This window comes from Citrobacter sp. Ce129 (assembly GCF_030334545.1).
GTDB lineage: Bacteria > Pseudomonadota > Gammaproteobacteria > Enterobacterales > Enterobacteriaceae > Citrobacter > Citrobacter europaeus.
Window position 1 is genome coordinate 247,495 of sequence record NZ_JAOWDS010000059.1, and the last position, 17,315, is coordinate 264,809.

17 protein-coding genes are annotated in these 17,315 nt (G+C 53.2%); 7 read left to right on the forward strand and 10 right to left on the reverse strand.

Features of this window, described 5'->3' with window-relative positions; all coding sequences use genetic code 11:
• Nucleotides 1–16: 16 nt before the first annotated feature.
• Together cueO and OGV77_RS10750 are read left to right on the forward strand one after the other, a co-directional pair.
• A complete protein-coding gene (gene cueO, locus OGV77_RS10745; RefSeq protein ID WP_087051022.1) occupies nt 17–1,633 on the forward strand; it encodes a multicopper oxidase CueO in 1,617 nt (538 codons plus the stop codon).
• A gap of 121 nt (nt 1,634–1,754) precedes the next feature.
• On the forward strand, nt 1,755–2,276 hold the full coding sequence (locus tag OGV77_RS10750) for a hypothetical protein (protein WP_087051023.1): 522 nt from the start codon (nt 1,755–1,757) through the stop codon (nt 2,274–2,276).
• 34 nt (nt 2,277–2,310) lie between these two features.
• On the opposite strand, the gene OGV77_RS10755 is transcribed toward OGV77_RS10750, so the two are convergent.
• Entirely contained in the window at nt 2,311–4,701 is a 2,391-nt protein-coding gene (locus tag OGV77_RS10755) for a glucose/quinate/shikimate family membrane-bound PQQ-dependent dehydrogenase (RefSeq protein WP_087051042.1), read from the reverse strand.
• Nucleotides 4,702–4,904: 203 nt separating this feature from the next.
• Here OGV77_RS10755 and hpt point away from each other — a divergent pair, with 203 nt between their 5' ends.
• Nucleotides 4,905–5,441, forward strand: coding sequence for a hypoxanthine phosphoribosyltransferase (hpt, locus tag OGV77_RS10760; protein WP_042312274.1), 537 nt, complete (start codon nt 4,905–4,907; stop codon nt 5,439–5,441).
• Between the two features lie 69 nt (nt 5,442–5,510).
• Here hpt and can read toward each other — a convergent pair whose 3' ends face one another.
• Entirely contained in the window at nt 5,511–6,173 is a 663-nt protein-coding gene (gene can, locus OGV77_RS10765) for a carbonate dehydratase (RefSeq protein ID WP_043018450.1), read from the reverse strand.
• Between the two features lie 108 nt (nt 6,174–6,281).
• Here can and OGV77_RS10770 point away from each other — a divergent pair, with 108 nt between their 5' ends.
• The 4 genes from OGV77_RS10770 (at nt 6,282) to OGV77_RS10785 (ending at nt 9,810) form a co-directional block, all read left to right on the forward strand.
• Complete coding sequence (locus OGV77_RS10770; protein ID WP_047406150.1) at nt 6,282–7,208, forward strand: ABC transporter ATP-binding protein; 927 nt, start codon at nt 6,282–6,284, stop codon at nt 7,206–7,208.
• Nucleotides 7,205–7,975 (forward strand): ABC transporter permease, encoded by a 771-nt coding sequence (locus OGV77_RS10775; protein ID WP_008786229.1) that lies wholly within the window; start codon nt 7,205–7,207, stop codon nt 7,973–7,975. Before OGV77_RS10770 ends, OGV77_RS10775 begins: the two co-directional genes overlap by 4 nt.
• Before the next feature lie 103 nt (nt 7,976–8,078).
• On the forward strand, nt 8,079–8,519 hold the full coding sequence (locus OGV77_RS10780) for a PTS sugar transporter subunit IIA (protein WP_043018452.1): 441 nt from the start codon (nt 8,079–8,081) through the stop codon (nt 8,517–8,519).
• A gap of 61 nt (nt 8,520–8,580) precedes the next feature.
• On the forward strand, nt 8,581–9,810 hold the full coding sequence (locus OGV77_RS10785) for a polysaccharide deacetylase family protein (protein ID WP_043018453.1): 1,230 nt from the start codon (nt 8,581–8,583) through the stop codon (nt 9,808–9,810).
• A 6-nt stretch (nt 9,811–9,816) separates the two neighbouring features.
• Here the strand turns inward: OGV77_RS10785 and panD are convergent, their stop codons facing one another.
• The 8 genes from panD to OGV77_RS10825 all read right to left on the reverse strand — a co-directional run bounded on the left by panD (nt 9,817) and on the right by OGV77_RS10825 (nt 17,289).
• A complete protein-coding gene (gene panD, locus OGV77_RS10790) occupies nt 9,817–10,197 on the reverse strand; it encodes an aspartate 1-decarboxylase (protein ID WP_000621526.1) in 381 nt (126 codons plus the stop codon).
• 95 nt (nt 10,198–10,292) lie between these two features.
• Entirely contained in the window at nt 10,293–11,147 is an 855-nt protein-coding gene (panC, locus tag OGV77_RS10795; RefSeq protein WP_286502655.1) for a pantoate--beta-alanine ligase, read from the reverse strand.
• An 11-nt stretch (nt 11,148–11,158) separates the two neighbouring features.
• A complete protein-coding gene (gene panB / locus OGV77_RS10800; RefSeq protein WP_047406146.1) occupies nt 11,159–11,953 on the reverse strand; it encodes a 3-methyl-2-oxobutanoate hydroxymethyltransferase in 795 nt (264 codons plus the stop codon).
• Nucleotides 11,954–12,099: 146 nt separating this feature from the next.
• The gene (locus tag OGV77_RS10805) at nt 12,100–12,684 is read right to left on the reverse strand and encodes a fimbrial-like protein (RefSeq protein ID WP_043018456.1); all 585 of its coding nucleotides are present in this window, start codon (nt 12,682–12,684) and stop codon (nt 12,100–12,102) included.
• Between the two features lie 11 nt (nt 12,685–12,695).
• Nucleotides 12,696–13,316, reverse strand: coding sequence for a fimbrial protein (locus OGV77_RS10810; protein WP_043018457.1), 621 nt, complete (start codon nt 13,314–13,316; stop codon nt 12,696–12,698).
• A 14-nt stretch (nt 13,317–13,330) separates the two neighbouring features.
• Nucleotides 13,331–13,900, reverse strand: coding sequence for a fimbrial protein (locus OGV77_RS10815; RefSeq protein ID WP_043018458.1), 570 nt, complete (start codon nt 13,898–13,900; stop codon nt 13,331–13,333).
• A complete protein-coding gene (locus tag OGV77_RS10820; protein WP_087051025.1) occupies nt 13,887–16,523 on the reverse strand; it encodes an outer membrane usher protein in 2,637 nt (878 codons plus the stop codon). The genes OGV77_RS10815 and OGV77_RS10820 overlap by 14 nt, the downstream gene beginning before the upstream one ends.
• A 31-nt stretch (nt 16,524–16,554) precedes the next feature.
• Nucleotides 16,555–17,289 (reverse strand): fimbrial chaperone, encoded by a 735-nt coding sequence (locus tag OGV77_RS10825; protein WP_043018459.1) that lies wholly within the window; start codon nt 17,287–17,289, stop codon nt 16,555–16,557.
• Nucleotides 17,290–17,315 lie beyond the last annotated feature (26 nt).

A 17,315-nucleotide genomic window follows, 5' to 3' on the forward strand; every position in this document is an offset into this window, starting at 1 on the left:
ATATAAGGAAGTGATTATGCAACGTCGTGATTTTTTAAAGTACTCCGTGGCGCTGGGCGTCGCGTCAGCGTTACCTTTGTGGAGCCGGAGCGTATTCGCCGCAGACCGTCCCGCATTACCCATTCCAGACCTGTTAACCGCCGATGCTTCTAATCGCATTCAGTTGATTGCACAAGCCGGGCAGTCGAGCTTTGCAGGTAAAACTGCTACCACATGGGGATATAACGGCAACTTGCTCGGGCCAGCGGTCAAGCTGAGCAAAGGGCAGGCGGTCACGGTGGATATCCACAACCAGCTTGCCGAAGAAACGACGTTGCACTGGCACGGGCTGGAAATCCCCGGAGAGGTCGACGGTGGGCCGCAGGGCATTATCCCGGCGGGCGGGAAACGTTCAGTGACCTTCACGCCGGATCAGCGCGCAGCAACCTGCTGGCTCCACCCGCATCAGCATGGGAAGACTGGTCGCCAGGTGGCGATGGGCCTGGCCGGACTCGTGTTGATTGAAGATGAAGAGATTCGCAAGCTGCTGCTGCCTAAGCAGTGGGGCATTGATGATGTGCCGGTGATTATTCAGGACAAACAGTTCTCTGCTGATGGTCAGGTTAACTATCAACTCGACATCATGACCGCTGCCGTCGGCTGGTTTGGCGATACGCTGCTGACCAACGGGGCGATTTATCCTCAGCATGCGGCACCGCGCGGCTGGCTGCGCTTGCGTCTGTTGAATGGTTGTAACGCGCGCTCATTGAATATTGCAGCCAGCGACAATCGTCCTTTGTACGTTATTGCCAGCGATGGCGGACTGTTGGCGGAGCCGGTAAAAGTGACCGAACTACCTATGCTGATGGGCGAACGCTTCGAAGTGCTGGTGGATGTGAGCGACGGTAAAGCATTTGATCTGGTCACTCTGCCTGTCAGCCAGATGGGCATGGCGATTGCGCCATTTGATAAGCCGCACCCAGTGATGCGCGTTCAGCCGCTGCTGATTACCGCTTCCGGCACGCTGCCGGATACGCTGACATCTATGCCCGCGCTGCCATCGCTTGAGGGGCTGACGGTGCGCAAACTGCAATTGTCTATGGATCCGATGCTCGACATGATGGGTATGCAAATGCTGATGAAGAAGTACGGCGCTCAGGCTATGGCGGGTATGGATCATGGGAAAATGATGGGCCATATGGACAATGACAATATGGGTCACGGGAATATGAATCATGGCAATATGGACCACGGTGAGATGGGGAATATGCAGCATGGCGACATGGGCAACATGAAGCATGGAACATTCGATTTCCATAATGCCAATCGGATTAATGGCCAGGCGTTTGATATGAATAAACCGATGTTTGCCGCGGCGAAGGGTCAGCATGAGCGCTGGGTGATTTCCGGTCAGGGCGACATGATGCTGCATCCGTTCCACATTCACGGCACGCAGTTCCGCATTTTGTCTGAAAATGGCAAAGCGCCTGCCGCGCACCGCGCGGGATGGAAAGATACGGTGCGGGTAGAAGGCGGCGTGAGTGAGGTTTTGGTGAAGTTTGACCACGACGCGCCAAAAGAGCATGCCTATATGGCGCATTGTCATCTGTTAGAGCATGAAGACACCGGGATGATGCTCGGTTTTACCGTATAAACAGCGGCGGATAGCGGTGGCGCTATCCGCTAAATGTTTATTCCAAAAACGGATTATTACCCTATCGTCCAGTAGAAGCATGCATATACTGATGAGGTTAATCACTCATCACGAGGTATTCATGACCCTTTTGCGTAAAATACTGACGGCATCTTTTATTATGCTTCTGGCTGTTTCGGCACAGGCTGCGATGAAGATGGAACGCCAACAGATTTCAAAACTGAATTTAAGCCTTGAAATTCCGCAGACGCTCACGCCGATGCCGGACGAAATGGCAAAAATCAAATACCCTTCTGAAAACCGTCCACAGGTGATTTACGGTGACGAACGCGGTAAGGCGTCTTTAGGTATTACCGCCGGGCGCAACGCGTTGCCTGCCGCTCAGTTGGATGTGGCAAAGGATGCGACGCTGAAGATGCTGACCAACTTCAACCCGCAGGCCGAACCTGTCACGGTTGACGGACATAAAGCGTGGCTGATTACCTTCCGTTCTCAAGCGCCGGATACTGAAATTCTCAATATGCTGCTGATTACCTCGCAAAACGAGAAAGCGGTGCAGGTCTCCTTCAATATGACCAAAGATCTGGTGGCTCAGTATCAGGAAGCCGCAAAAGCGTCGTTACTGTCACTGAAGTTTGAATAAAAAAACGCCCGCTGAATAGCGGGCGTTTTCCATTTTACTTCGCGTCGTCCGGCAAGGCATATGCCACGATATAATCGCCCATCTTCGTACCAAATGAGCCGTGGCCCCCAGCGGAAATCACCACATACTGCTTACCGTTCACTTCATAGGTCATCGGCGTTGCCTGACCACCGGCCGGCAGACGGCCCTGCCACAGTTTTTCACCGTTACTCATGTTGTACGCACGCAAATAGTTATCCGCCGTCGCAGCGATAAACAGCACGTTCCCCGCGGTGGAGATAGGTCCGCCCAGCATCGGCATCCCCATATTGAACGGCACCGGAACCGGCATTGGGAACGGCATGCTGTCTTGTGGCGTACCTATACGTTTTTTCCACACCACGTGATTGGTTTTCAGGTCCACCGCGGAGATATAACCCCATGCTGGCTGCTTACACGGCAGGCCAAATGGTGAAAGGAACGGATTGAGCGTTACGCCGAACGGTACGCCGTATTGCGGCTGAATACCGGACTCCGTGCCTGTACCTTTGGCGTCTTTTGGCGGTTCCATTGGGTTGCCGGGACCGCGTGGGATCAGCTTCGAAACAAACGGCAGCGCCATTGGGTTGGCAATGGCGACCTGACGGTTAGGATCAACAGAGATGCCGCCCCATTCGAACATGCCGAGATTACCCGGGAACACCAGTGTGCCCTGCTCTGAAGGTGGGGTAAAAATGCCCTCATAGCGCAACTGATGGAACATTACACGGCACACCAGCTGGTCAAACATGGTTGCGCCCCACATATCCGCGCCACTGAGATCTTTATGCGGACGGAAGCTGAGGTCGGAGAACGGCTGGGTTTTGCTGACATAATCACCTTTGGCTGCCCCTTGCGGCACCGGTTTTTCCGGGGCTGGCACCACCAGTTCACCATTACGGCGATCGAGCACAAAGATATTACCGGTTTTTGCCGGGGCATAAATGACCGGAACTTTCTCTCCGTTGACGTTGATATCCGCCAGAGTTGGCTGCGCCGGTAAGTCCATATCCCACAGATCGTGGTGAACGGTCTGATAGCTCCAGGCCAATTTCCCGGTAGTGGCATTTAACGCCAGGATGGAGCTGGCATAACGTTCCTGCTCCGGTGTGCGGTTACCGCCCCAGATATCCGGCGTGGTGACGCCCATGGGCAGATATACCAGATCCAGCTTCGCGTCGTAGGCCGCAGGCGCCCAGGAGTTCGGCGAGTTAAAGGTGAAGGTATGTTCATCCGAAGGGATGAAATTAGGATCTTTGGCGCCTGGGTCGAACGCCCACAGCAGCTTACCGGTATTCACATCGAAGCCACGGATAACGCCGGAAGTTTCGCGGGTGGAGAAGTTATCAGTCACCGACCCGGCAATCACAATGGTTTTATCAGTGATGATGGGCGGTGATGTTGGCTCATACAGACCCGGCGTGGTATCCGGCATATTGGTCTGCAGATTCAAAATGCCTTTATTGGCGAAGGTTTCACACAGCTTGCCGGTCTCGGCATTCAATGCAAACAGTCGCCCATCATTGACCGGTAAAAGGATACGGCGCGGACAGTCGGCCATCACCTCTGCTGAAGCCGTATCCGGTCTGGCTTCATGATAGGAAACGCCGCGACAAGTTACGTGCTGGAAGCTGGTATTGGTATTAAGTTGAGGATCGAAATGCCACTTCTCTTTACCGCTGGCCGCGTCCAGGGCAAACAGTCGCTGGTGGGCGGTACACAGAAAAAGGGTATCGCCTACTTTTATGGGCGTAACTTCATTGGTGATTTCACCGGGATCGTTGGGTTGTTTTAAATCCCCGGTACGAAATACCCAGGCTTCTTTCAACTGATGAACGTTGTCTGCGTTGATTTGTTTCAACGGAGAGTAGCGTTGACCTTCCTGATTGCGACCGTAAGCCGGCCAGTCTTCATCGGCAACCGGAGAGATAGCCTCAGCCTCGGTGGCATCAGCACTCAGCATACCGTGAACCTCTTGTGGGTCGTTGAAGCCAGCCCAGGTCAGGATACCGCCGCTAATCAGCAGGGCCACCACCAGCCCCGCTACTGCGCCACTGGAAGGGATAATCAGGCGACGCCAGACGAAAGGCAGGATAAGCCAGATACCAAAGAAGACCAGGATGTCGCTACGCGGCGTCAGCGCCCAGAAATCAAAGCCGACCTCCCATACGCCCCAAATCATGGTGGCGAGAAGCAGGGCGGCATACAGCCAAAGGGCAGAGCGTTTACTGCGCCATAACAGAAGCGCCACACCGAGCATGGCGAGGCCCGCGATCGGGTAATACCAGGAGCCGCCAATGGCGACGAGCCAGCCTCCGCCAATCAGGAGATACAGTCCACAAAGTGCCGCGAACACGGCGCTCAGGGTCACGATAAGCCGTTGAGAACGTACGTTGTTATTTGCCATAAAAAATACCATCACATGTGTTATTTCTTTAATAGCAGTTAATTATAGGAGCTAAAACGCGTGACCATTGTCACATTATGAACTTTATCAACAGATGCCGCGTATGAATGCTTTTGCTGGTATACTGCGTGCCTTGCGCTTAGATGCTGGCTTATTAAAAGTAAGCATTAAGTGATTTGTTTTTAAATCATATGGTTAGAGATATGAAACATACTGTTGAAGTCATGATCCCGGAAGCGGAGATCAAAGCGCGTATTGCTGAACTGGGACGTCAAATTAATGAACGTTACAAGGACAGCGGCAGCGATATGGTGCTGGTTGGTCTGTTACGCGGCTCATTTATGTTTATGGCGGACCTGTGCCGTGAAGTGCATGTCTCCCACGAAGTCGATTTCATGACTGCATCCAGCTATGGCAGCGGCATGTCTACCACGCGCGATGTTAAAATCCTGAAAGACCTGGATGAAGACATTCGTGGCAAAGACGTGCTGATTGTTGAAGACATCATCGACTCCGGCAACACGCTGTCCAAAGTGCGTGAGATTCTGAGCCTGCGCGAGCCGAAATCCCTGGCTATCTGTACGCTGCTGGACAAACCTTCCCGTCGCGAAGTGGATGTTCCGGTTGAGTTTATCGGATTCTCTATTCCAGATGAGTTTGTTGTCGGCTACGGCATTGACTATGCCCAGCGTTATCGCCATCTGCCGTACGTTGGCAAAGTGGTGCTGCTGGACGAGTAATGTCGGGAGCGCCTGGTGGCGCAGGTTTGTAGGCCGGGTAAGGCGTAGCCGCCTCCCGGCAATGTCACATTATTTATGGTTGATGTGTTTCTGACTAAGGTTAGACAACCCCTGGCGATAACGCTGCTCCAGCGTTTCGCGACTGGTGGCGGTGACGTCCAGATCGCGCAGCAGGCCATCATGAATACCGTAAGCCCAGCCGTGAATGGTAACTTTCTGACCGCGCTTCCAGGCTGAACGCATAATGGTTGAGTGGCCCAGGTTATACACCTGCTCCATGACATTAAGTTCGCACAGGGTGTCCATGCGACGTTCCTGCGGCATTTCGCCCAGCAGTGAGCTGTGTTTAAACCAGATATCGCGAATATGCAGTAACCAGTTATCAATCAGCCCCTGTTCTTTATTTTCAATAGCCGCCTGGACGCCGCCGCATCCATAGTGGCCGCATATAATAATATGTTCCACTTCCAGCACATCCACCGCATACTGAACCACTGAGAGACAGTTCAGGTCGGTGTGAATAACCAGGTTGGCCACGTTACGGTGAACAAAAAGTTCACCCGGTTCAAGACCGGTTAAACGCTCAGCGGGAACGCGGCTATCGGAACATCCAATCCATAGAAAACGCGGATTCTGCGCATGTGTCAGGGTTTCAAAAAATCCGGGATCTTCTTCTACCAGCATCTTTGACCATAGTGCATTGTTGCTGATGAGTGTATCTATGTCTTTCATGGAGTTGTACGACCCGAAGCCAGATAAATTCGATGGGCTAATATAGGGTAACTCCAGCATTAATTAAACTATATATAAAATGTCAGAACGTAAGGTAAGTAAAAAACCATGACCATTGCTCTGGAACTTCAACAACTTAAAAAAACCTATCCCGGTGGCGTTCAGGCGCTACGCGGCATAGATTTGCAAGTCGAAGCGGGTGATTTTTATGCGCTTTTAGGCCCTAACGGCGCAGGGAAGTCCACCACCATCGGGATAATCAGCTCGCTGGTGAATAAATCTTCCGGGCGGGTGAGCGTCTTCGGCTACGATCTTGAAAAAGATACGGTTAACGCTAAACGCCAGCTTGGGTTAGTACCGCAGGAGTTTAACTTTAACCCGTTTGAAACCGTGCAGCAGATCGTGGTCAACCAGGCGGGTTACTACGGCGTTGAGCATAAAGAGGCGGTCAAACGCAGCGAATTATATTTAAAGCAGCTCGATTTATGGGAAAAACGTAACGAGCGCGCGCGCATGCTTTCCGGTGGGATGAAGCGCCGTCTGATGATTGCCCGGGCGCTGATGCACGAGCCAAAATTACTTATCCTGGATGAACCGACGGCGGGCGTCGACATTGAGCTGCGCCGTTCAATGTGGGGCTTTTTAAAGGATTTAAACGATAAAGGCACCACCATTATTCTGACCACCCACTATCTCGAAGAAGCGGAAATGCTGTGTCGCAATATCGGCATTATTCAGCACGGCGAGCTGGTGGAAAATACCTCGATGAAGAGCCTGCTCTCCAAGCTGAAATCCGAAACCTTTATTCTCGATCTGGCGCCGAAAAGCCCGCTGCCAAAACTGGAAGGTTATCAGTACCGGCTGGTGGATACCTCCACGCTGGAAGTGGAAGTTCTGCGTGAACAGGGGGTCAACAGCGTGTTCTCACAGCTGAGCGCCCAGGGGGTTCAGGTATTGAGTATGCGCAACAAGGCGAACCGACTGGAGGAACTGTTTGTTTCCCTGGTGCATGAAAAACAAGGAGATCGCGCATGATGCAGCTTTACTGGGTAGCGCTGAAAAGCATCTGGGCGAAAGAGATCCACCGCTTTATGCGGATCTGGATCCAAACGCTGGTTCCTCCGGTCATTACCATGACGCTCTATTTTATTATCTTCGGTAATTTGATCGGCTCGCGTATCGGTGAAATGCACGGTTTTAGCTACATGCAGTTTATCGTGCCGGGGCTGATTATGATGGCGGTGATCACCAACTCGTACGCTAATGTGGCATCGTCATTCTTTAGCGCCAAGTTTCAGCGCAATATTGAAGAACTGCTGGTCGCCCCGGTGCCGACGCACGTGATCATCGCCGGTTTTGTCGGCGGCGGCGTGGCACGCGGCCTGTGTGTAGGCATTCTGGTCACCGCTATCTCACTGTTCTTCGTGCCGTTCCAGGTGCACTCGTGGGTCTTTGTGGCGCTCACGTTGGTGCTGACGGCGGTGTTGTTCTCGCTGGCCGGATTGTTGAACGCGGTTTTCGCTAAAACCTTTGACGATATTAGCCTGATCCCGACCTTCGTGCTGACGCCGCTGACCTATCTGGGTGGCGTGTTCTATTCGTTAACGCTGCTGCCGCCTTTCTGGCAGGGACTGTCGCATCTGAACCCAATTGTCTACATGATTAGCGGTTTCCGCTACGGCTTCCTGGGTATTCATGATGTTCCGCTAGTCACCACGTTTGGCGTGCTGGTGGTGTTCATTGCAGCGTTCTACCTGCTGTGCTGGTACCTGATTCAGCGAGGACGCGGCCTGCGTAGCTAATTCTTTCTTCCTCTCTCTGGCCGGGAGAGGAAGACTTTTGATGCTTATCACCATTACCGATTTATCACCCTGATAAACTACTTGCCTGCTAAGGAGGTAGGCAATGTTAGGTTGGGTAATTACCTGTCATGACGATAAGGCACAGGACATGCTGCATCGTCTGGAGAAAAAGTACGGCCCGTTGGTCCAATGCCAGGCGGTAAGCTTTTGGCGTGGACTCAGTTCGAATATGCTAAGCCGCATGATGTGCCATGCCCTGCATGCCACTGACTCAGGCGAGGGCGTGATCTTCCTGACAGATATGGCCGGGGCCGCGCCTTACCGCGTCGCTTCGTTAATGAGCCACAAACATTCCCAGTGTGAAGTGATTTCAGGTATCAGCTATCCATTGCTTGAGCGAATGATTTCATCGCGGGAATCGATGAGCAGTTCTGCGTTTCGCGATTGCATCGTCGCGCTTGGCGGGCCTGAAGTCTCTAGCCTGTGGCACCAACAACAGAAAAATCCCCCGTTCGTGTTGAAGCATGATTTGTATGAGTATTAATCATTGGTATTGATGGCGCTTTTGCTACAATAGCCGGGGTTTCTCGCCTCGGTTATCTGATATGGTTATGCGCGTTCTGCTTGTTGTAGTGCTCCTGTTCTCTGGCAGCGTCGCCGCGGCTTTGCCTGCTCGCTATATGCAAACCACCGAAGCGGCCGCCGTATGGGCGCAGATTGGCAATAAGATGGTGACGGTCGGGAATATTCGCGCCGGGCAGATCCTTGCCGTTGAGCCCATCGCGGCAGACTATTACGAATTTACCTTTGGCTTTGGCACCGGATTTATTGATAAGGGACATCTGGAGCCGGTTCAGGGGCGGCAGAAAGTTGACGATGGTCTGGGCGATCTCAATAAACCCCTCAGCAATCAAAGCCTGGTGACCTGGAAAGATACGCCGGTGTATAACGCTCCGGATGTCGGTAGCGCTCCGTTTGGCGTGCTGGCGGATAATCTGCGATATCCGGTTATCAGCAAGCTTAAAGACCGTCTCAACCAGACCTGGTACCAGATCCGCATCGGCGGCAGACTGGCCTACATTAGCGCGCTGGATGCGCAGGAAGACAACGGTATCCCGGTGTTAACCTATCACCATATTCTGCGCGATGAAGAGAACACCCGCTTTCGTCACACCTCCACGACAACCTCCGTACGCGCCTTCAGCAACCAGATGGCCTGGCTCCAGGACCGCGGCTATACCACGTTGACGATGTACCAACTGGAAGGCTATATCCGCAACAACATGAACCTCCCGGCGCGGGCGGTGGTGCTGACTTTTGATGATGGGCTGAAGTCGGTGAGCCGTTATGCTTACCCGATTCTGAAGCAGCACGGCATGAAGGCAACGGCGTTTATCATCTCCTCACGCATCAAGCGCCACCCGCAGAAGTGGGATCCGAAATCGCTGCAGTTTATGAGCCTCTCTGAACTGAACGAGATCCGCGACGTGTTCGACTTCCAGTCGCATACTCATTTTTTACATCGGGTGGATGCCAATCACCGGCCAATCCTTTTGAGTCGCAGCTATCACAACATTCTGTTTGATTTTGCCCGTTCGCGCCGGGCGCTGTCCCAGTTCAATCCTCACGTCCTGTATCTTTCCTATCCGTTTGGCGGTTATAACGCTACGGCGGTAAAAGCGGCTGGCGACGCGGGATTCCACATGGCGGTCACCACGGTGAGAGGGAAGGTTAAGCCGGGGGATAATCCGTTCTTATTGAAAAGACTTTATATTTTAAGAACGGATTCGCTGGAGACGATGTCGCGGCTGATAGTCAATCAGCCGCAGGGGTAAGGGCTGTCAGGCAACCTGTACCGGAATGGCTTTCGCGGTACGCTTCATCTCGTTGTCGCCTTCAAAGTAGGCGACTTTCGGACGCCAGGTACGGGCTTCTTCATCAGACATGGTGACGAAGCTGGCGATAATCACAATGTCGCCAACTTCAGCACAGTGCGCCGCCGCGCCGTTCACCGAGATGATTCTGGAGCCGCGTTCAGCCGCAATCGCATAGGTTGAGAAACGTTTACCGTTGGTCACGTTCCAGATATCAATAGCTTCGTTTTCCAGAATACCAGAGGCATCGAGAAAATCCTGGTCGATGGCGCAGGAGCCTTCGTAGTGCAGGTCCGCCTGCGTAACTTTTACGCGGTGGAGCTTGCCTTGCAGCATGGTGCGAATCATAACTTCTATACCCTGTCGTTTACCTTGGCTAAGCAGGCGCGAGTGGCCTGCTTTGAGAAATTCTCAGGCAGTATTGCCTGATTTTTAACCCGTGTCTACTGGGCTAATGTAACGCTTTGATTATCGATAAGGCGCGCCTGACCCAGCCAGGCGGCGGCGAGAATCACCGCGCGTTTACTGGTTTCCGTCAGCTCCAGCAGGGTGTCGGCATCACGAATCTGAATATCGTCGGCGCGAAAGCCTTTTTCATTCAGTTCCTGCTCGGCAATGGCAATAATCTCTTGCAGCTCACGATTACCCGCAATCAGTTTTTCAGCGATGCCGTTCATCTCTTTGTGCAAACCCGGCGCAATTTTACGCTGCTCTGCGGTCAGATAACCGTTACGCGAGCTAAGCGCCAGACCGTCTTTGGCGCGAATAATCGGCACGCCGACGATCTCAATGTCATAACCCATATCCGCCACCATTTTGCGGATCAGCGCCAGCTGCTGGAAATCTTTCTCACCAAAGCAGGCGATATCTGGCTGGATCAGGTTAAACAGCTTGCTGACGATCGTGGCAACGCCACGGAAGTGGCCTGGACGGCTGGCGCCTTCCAGCATGGTGGAGAGGCCGGGAACATCAACGAAAGTCTGGCCTTCCAGACCCTGCGGATAGATTTCTTCCACGGCTGGGGCAAATACATAATCGACTTTGCGCTTGTTCAGCTTTTCGCAGTCTTCCTGCAGCGTGCGCGGATAACGCACCAGATCGTCCGGCCGGTCAAATTGCATCGGGTTGACGAAAATGCTGACGATGACCACATCGGCCCGGGCTTTTGCTTCATCGACCAGCTTCATATGGCCATCGTGCAGGTTGCCCATGGTGGGAACCAGGGCGACGCGTTTGCCTTCCTGACGCAGACGACGAATATGCTGGCGCAGCAGCGGCAGGGTTTCGATAATTAACACACCTTGACTCCTTAATGGAAACTGTGTTCTTCGCCCGGATAAACGCCGGACTCCACTTCAGCCATATACTGCCGCACTGCGGCGCGCATGTCGCCCGCTTCGGCAAGGAAATTTTTCGCGAATTTTGGAATATGACCGCCGGTGATGCCAAACGCATCGTGCATCACCAGGATCTGACCGTCGGTTACGTTACCTGCGCCAATACCGATAACCGGAATCGACAGCGCCTCAGTGACGCGCTTCGCCAGCTCAACCGGCACGCACTCCAGCACCAGCAGTTGAGCGCCGGCGGCTTCTAAGGCCAGCGCGTCGTCCAGCAGTACCTGTCCGGCGTCGCCGCGACCCTGAATTTTATAGCCGCCGAAGATATTCACCGACTGGGGGGTTAATCCCAGATGACCGCAAACCGGCACCGCGCGTTCGGTGAGCATTTTTACGGTATCCGTAAGCCAGGCGCCACCTTCGATTTTGACCATATTCGCGCCCGCGCGCATCACGATGGCGGCGTTTTCAAATGCCTGCTCCGGAGTGGCGTAAGCCATAAACGGCAGGTCGGAGAGCAGCAGGCAGTTGGGCGCGCCACGGCGCACGGCGCGGGTGTGGTAGGCAATGTCTTCCACGGTGACCGGCAGGGTGGAGTCGTGCCCCTGTACCGTCATGCCCAGCGAATCGCCAACCAGCATCACGTTGAGGCCAACATCGGCGAACAGTTTAGCAAAGCTATAGTCGTAGGCAGTGATTGTTGCGAAGCGCTTTTTCTCTTGTTTGCATTTCTGCAGCACAGCGATAGTAGTGGGTTTGCTCATAACCTCTCCGGCCATAATATTGATGAATAGAATGGGCGCATTGTAGGGGAATGAAGCAGAAAAGCGTTAGCCCTTTGTGGGAATTCCCGACGGTGTTCCGTCGGGAATATGTTTAGGGAACTGGCTGTTGTGAACGGACCGTGGCGTTATTCGTATTTTACATTCACTAACACACGGCTGCTTAACTCACCTGGCGTCACCGTGCCGCTATCAAGGATTTTTTGCATTCTGGAGTAAAAGGTCCAGCTGGTATCGCTGTAGGCCGTTGCGTTAAAGGTTGCTCGCGATGTGCCATCCGTATTCAACACATTCTTACGCGGGGCGTCCGTGGTAAAGATCACCACGCCTACGTTGTCTGCTCCGCCTGCGCTCTGAATAAGCTCGTTGGCAAACACCTGCTGATTGCCCGCGGCAAACTGCCCGCTTTGCGGCGTGAATTCAAACGTCACATTGGTCATGGCTCCGTCGCTGACCGGGCAACTCAGGAGCTTAATGGAGAACTCTTCTCCCCCCTTATAGTCGCTTTCGGCGGAAATGCCGTCAGCGAAATAGGCGGGACCTACGGTTGCGAAATTTACCGTTCCACTGCCATTAATTTCTATCTGGCAGGTATCCTTCTGCACGGTGGCGGTGAAATCCACGTTGGTGTCGGCATACAGCGGCGCGACAACCAGGGCTGTTGCCAGCCCTGAAATTAACGCGGAGAGTGTGAATCTACGCAAACGCATCATGGCGATTACCGTTACTGGTAAGTAATGGTGAAAATAGTTGAAGCCAGAAAATCACCCGCAGTCAGCTGAGAAAGTAGCGTTGACCCAGTGGATACCGGCACCAGACGCGCGCTTAGCGGATAATCCAGAGGCGTGGTAGATGTCGCAGTTGAGAGATCGATAGTATGCAGGTCTGTTGCAGCATGGCCACAGTAGAACCGTACGCTATCCGCGCCTTCTGGCGTTGCTGTCGTCCAGATTTCCAAACCGGTTTTAGCTGCCTTTGTTGCTGATGCTGAGGCGTTGGCAAACTCGGGGTTATCGGAGTTGCCTCCAGCGCACTTTCCTTCCGCCGCTTCAATCTTTAGTGTCGCCGTTTTATCTTTTAACCCGGCGCAGTCGCTAAAGCGCAGGCTAAAAGGTTTTGATTTGCTTTTAGCCCAGACTTCCGAGATATACACGTTGCCCAGACCAATCGTAGCGGTGGCTGTCCCGCCGTCAACCACCGATGCTGAACAGGTGCCGGCGGTGATATTGGCTTCTACGGTTAAATCCAGGCTTGCCGTGCCGTCGGCCTGCGCCAGGGTGGAAACGCCCGTACCCATCGTTGCCAGTGCGCCAAAAATTAACCCGCGCAAAAATTGTTTTTTCATTATCATCGTCCCTGTTATTGATAAGTGAAGGTAAAGGTCGCTTTGGAGCTGAATGCGCCGGTGGTACCCGCGCCATCCGTCAGTTCGCGCAGCGCCACGGTCATTTCAAGGGCGTTGTTGGTGCGCTCCTCAGGAGACCAGGTGAGGGTACTAGAAGCACCCGGCGTCATATAGGTTTCACCGCTGGTGCTTTTACGCTTAAAGCCCATGCCAATATTGGTGGCGGCACCGGTTTCGAGGGATTCATTTTTAATAAAATTGCCGCTGGCGGATGCGGATGTCGCCAGTGTGGTGGTGATACTGGTCATTGAACCGGCACATTCGCTGGAGACAAACTTAAAGTTCTTCTGCGACTCTGCTGATTTCTTAACGATCTTATCCAGACCGACGTCGCCCACCGTTAACTTATAGCCGTTGGTGGCGTCGCCGGAAACTGATGAACCATCCAGCGCGGCAATGGTCATGTTACAGGTGGTGCCCAGTACGGTGGCGGTGAAGTCGACGTTCACTGTTTCCGCCTGGCTGGTCAGCGGAAACAGTACCGCGAGTACGGAGGCAGCTAAAAAGCGCTTATTCCTTTTCATTGGGGATTCCATTTACATTGTGGTTGATGACACGACACGTAATGTTGTCTAACAGTAGGGTCTGGCTGGCGCCGACCGTTTGTTGTGTTGCCGGCAACTGGAAGATTGCCTTACAACGGGTTGGCTGGTTGTTTTCGAACCAGTTCACCGAAAGTTCGCCGCTGTCGCTAATGCCGCGAACAAATGCCTGGCCGCCCTGGCCCATATTGCCGATCTGCACGTCGTTCTCGTAAACTTCAGCGCCGAATGGAATGGTTTTACCATCGTCGCGCGTCATGTTGAGAATGGCTGAACGCCCTTCATCGGTTTCAAAACTGGCGAAAACGACCGCGCCATCGCGTGGAACCAGGGTGGCGCTGGTGCTCTTGAGCTCGACGTCGTTATCCATTGTGTCAATGTCGAGGTTGACCTGGTTTTCACGGTAGGCCGTCAGCGAGTTCGTTGCGCCGTAACCCCAGCGGTCAATGGTGCTGCTGCCGCCGTTAATTTTGGCGCCTTTAGCGCCAGGGGCTTTCACCAGCACGATGGCATCGTTGTTGCCGAAGCTGTCGTTAGTAAAGGTCAGCCCGCCGCTGTGCAGTACAAAGCCGCCATTGGTGGAAAGCGAGTACTGACGGTTGCTGTCGTTATTGGCGGAGGCAGAGGCCGAAATATCACCCCACGGCGACTGGTAGCTGGTGTAGCCGCCGACATCAGAGATGTTCTTACCCTCTTTTTGCATGGTGTAGCCGGTGTTGACGCTGTAGTTGAACTTGTTGTCTTCACTGCTGCCGCTACTGTTCATGCTGAGCTGGTGCCCACCGTTAAAATCGGTACGCATCTGGGTGCTCAGGTTATTGAAACCTGAGCGGCGATGTTCACCGCCCAGCAGGTTTGCCAGCGGTATGTTGAAGTTGATATAGAGCGAATCATCCTTCTGACCCTCTTCATCCCAGGTGCGCTGCAGGTTGATGCTCATGCTGCCCCAGGAGAAGCCTTTGCCGTAGCCCATGCTGTAATCGCTGCGGCTCTCGTTGCTCGCCCAATAGTCGGTCCAGGTGGCTGACAGATAAAATGAACCGTAATCAACCTCAGCCGACTGCAAAGGCTGGTTCATGCTGACGGTGACCTGATTCTTCATGCGCGAGAAGTTATTCATGGTGTCCTGCTCGGCATCTTCACCTTTGAATTTGGCGTCGTCGATAAGCTCGATAGCATCATTCAGGCCGAGATAGTTTTGCGTCGAATAGCGGTAAGCCGCGACGTTGAACGACGTATCGGTCGCTTCAATCAGTTTGTTCCACGTTACGCGATAGCTTTGTCCCTGATAGGTTTTGTCGTCCGGGATTTCCGCGCGCGAGTGGGTTACGTCGACCGCCAGCGCGCCAAAGGACGTGTTCAGGCCGAGGCCGAAGAGCCCTGCAAGGTAGTTATTATCCGTGGCCTGAACGCCGGTGTAGGCCGTCAGCACGTTGTTCAGACCGTAGTAGTACGAACCCTGCGCCATATTGGGCTTGTCGTGAAGTTCGTCGTTATTGACTTCCCCGACGCTCAGATCCCAGCGCCCGACGCCCGGACGCTGCATCTGCATAACTGAAGAGAACGGCTGAGAGAAGGTGCGTTTGCTGCCGTCGGCTTCTTCGATGGTGACGACCAGATCGCTACCGTAGCCGGACGGGCTGATATCGTTGATTTCGAAAGGTCCCGGCGGGACGGTCGCTTCATAAATCTTGTAGCTGCCCTGAGTGATGGTCACTTTGGCGTTGGTGTTGGCGACGCCACGGATGATCGGCGCGTAGTTAGCCAACTGCGAAGGCAGCATGCGGGTGTCGCTATACAGACGCGCGCCGCGAATACTCACCGAGTCGAAGGTTTCGCCGGTGGTATAAGCTTCGCCGACGATCAGTTGTGAGCGTAGCGCCGGCAGGTCGCGCTGCAGATAACGGTTCTGATAGTCGAAATTACTGTCGCCATCTTTCGTCCAGTTATAGTTGCCGCTGGCGCGCAGGCGCCATGCGCCGAGGTTGATACCGGTGTTAAATGCGGCGTACAGGCTGTCGTTGTCAGTACCACTGCTGGTGCTGTGGTAGCCGTTAAGGTTATAGGAAAATAACGCCGCCGGAATACCGCTTTCCCACAGGGACGGTTCAACATAGCCAGAATAACCTTTGATCAGCCACGCCTGTGGAATGGAGACATCCAGACGTTGTTCGCCCATATCAAAGCTCACGTTTGACTGATCGATAAGCGCCGGAAGATTTAAACAGTCTTCCTCTTCTTCATTGCCTTTCTTCAGAATGGCCTGCTCACCGGAGAGTTCAGGCTGTTTGATATGCAACTGCGCCAGGTTTTTTGACGTCAGGCAGGCTTGCGCACTCTTTTTACCGGTATCAATAAACGGTATCGACAGGGTGGCGACCGCTTTTTCGTTAACGTAAACCTTTACATTGTAGATCCCCGCTGGCGTTGGGTTGCCATCGGCATATTTACTGATATCAATCGTTGAGGCACTGCTCCCCATCAGGAAGGTGCTGTCATATTCAACGCTTTCGGCGGTTAAACCCGACTGGCTATAAAACAGTGCGCAGCAAACCGCCAGCAGCGTTTTTTTCGGCATCTTATTTTTATGAGGAACGTTTTGCACCGTCTTTTCATCCTGCGTTTTGATTAATTGATTACAGAGAAACGGAACCTTCGATCATACCGCCGTAATCATTAATGGCGTGGTAGTCCAGCTTGCCTGAGGTGGCGTTTTGCAGACCTTTAACGCTGAAGGATGCTTTACTCAGAGGTGCAACCATGGTGGCGTCTACGGTGTAGCGTTTTCCGCCAACCGTAACGACAGCATCATTAAACGAAACGTAGTAAGGGGTTGGGTTATTCACCTGCACGGCTGCTTTGCCTTGTTCATTCCCCATCTGCCACTTCAACTGTTTGGTGGCTTCGGCAGGTGAACCCTGAAGACCTGCAGGGCGGTAAAACAATTTGATGCGAGTGCGGAAGGCTAACTGCAGCAAATTTTTGTTTTCTTCTTTGCTGGTGTCGGCTTTAGGCGGCACTTCCAGCACGTTGAACCAGAACACGCTTTCGCGGTCTTTTGGCAATGCGGTGGCCTGGGTATACATGATTTTTACGGATTGACCGCGTTTGGGTTCAATTCGTGAAACCGGAGGCGTAGAGACGAAAGGCGCCTTAATACTGCCCGGATCGCTGTTTTCATTCCCCATATCAATCCAGTTTTGCACCAGTAATGGGCGAGTCCCTTTGTTTTCCAGGCGAACACTGACATCTTTTTTATTTTCATCATAAATGATGCGCGTGCCGGAAATAATGATATCGGCATGGCTGATATTACTAAATAAGCTTCCTGCAAGTACCAATGTGGTAAGCGTTTTCTTAAAATTCAACATGAGCATTCCTTGCTTGTAGTGAGTTG

Coding starts and splice junctions, on each gene's coding strand:
- cueO (WP_087051022.1), top strand. CDS start 17: ATGCAACGTCGTGATTTTTTAAAGTACTCCGTGGCGCTGGGCGTCGCG.
- OGV77_RS10750 (WP_087051023.1), top strand. CDS start 1,755: ATGACCCTTTTGCGTAAAATACTGACGGCATCTTTTATTATGCTTCTG.
- OGV77_RS10755 (WP_087051042.1), bottom strand. CDS start 4,701: ATGGCAAATAACAACGTACGTTCTCAACGGCTTATCGTGACCCTGAGC.
- hpt (WP_042312274.1), top strand. CDS start 4,905: ATGAAACATACTGTTGAAGTCATGATCCCGGAAGCGGAGATCAAAGCG.
- can (WP_043018450.1), bottom strand. CDS start 6,173: ATGAAAGACATAGATACACTCATCAGCAACAATGCACTATGGTCAAAG.
- OGV77_RS10770 (WP_047406150.1), top strand. CDS start 6,282: ATGACCATTGCTCTGGAACTTCAACAACTTAAAAAAACCTATCCCGGT.
- OGV77_RS10775 (WP_008786229.1), top strand. CDS start 7,205: ATGATGCAGCTTTACTGGGTAGCGCTGAAAAGCATCTGGGCGAAAGAG.
- OGV77_RS10780 (WP_043018452.1), top strand. CDS start 8,079: ATGTTAGGTTGGGTAATTACCTGTCATGACGATAAGGCACAGGACATG.
- OGV77_RS10785 (WP_043018453.1), top strand. CDS start 8,581: ATGGTTATGCGCGTTCTGCTTGTTGTAGTGCTCCTGTTCTCTGGCAGC.
- panD (WP_000621526.1), bottom strand. CDS start 10,197: ATGATTCGCACCATGCTGCAAGGCAAGCTCCACCGCGTAAAAGTTACG.
- panB (WP_047406146.1), bottom strand. CDS start 11,953: ATGAGCAAACCCACTACTATCGCTGTGCTGCAGAAATGCAAACAAGAG.
- OGV77_RS10805 (WP_043018456.1), bottom strand. CDS start 12,684: ATGATGCGTTTGCGTAGATTCACACTCTCCGCGTTAATTTCAGGGCTG.
- OGV77_RS10810 (WP_043018457.1), bottom strand. CDS start 13,316: ATGAAAAAACAATTTTTGCGCGGGTTAATTTTTGGCGCACTGGCAACG.
- OGV77_RS10815 (WP_043018458.1), bottom strand. CDS start 13,900: ATGAAAAGGAATAAGCGCTTTTTAGCTGCCTCCGTACTCGCGGTACTG.
- OGV77_RS10825 (WP_043018459.1), bottom strand. CDS start 17,289: ATGTTGAATTTTAAGAAAACGCTTACCACATTGGTACTTGCAGGAAGC.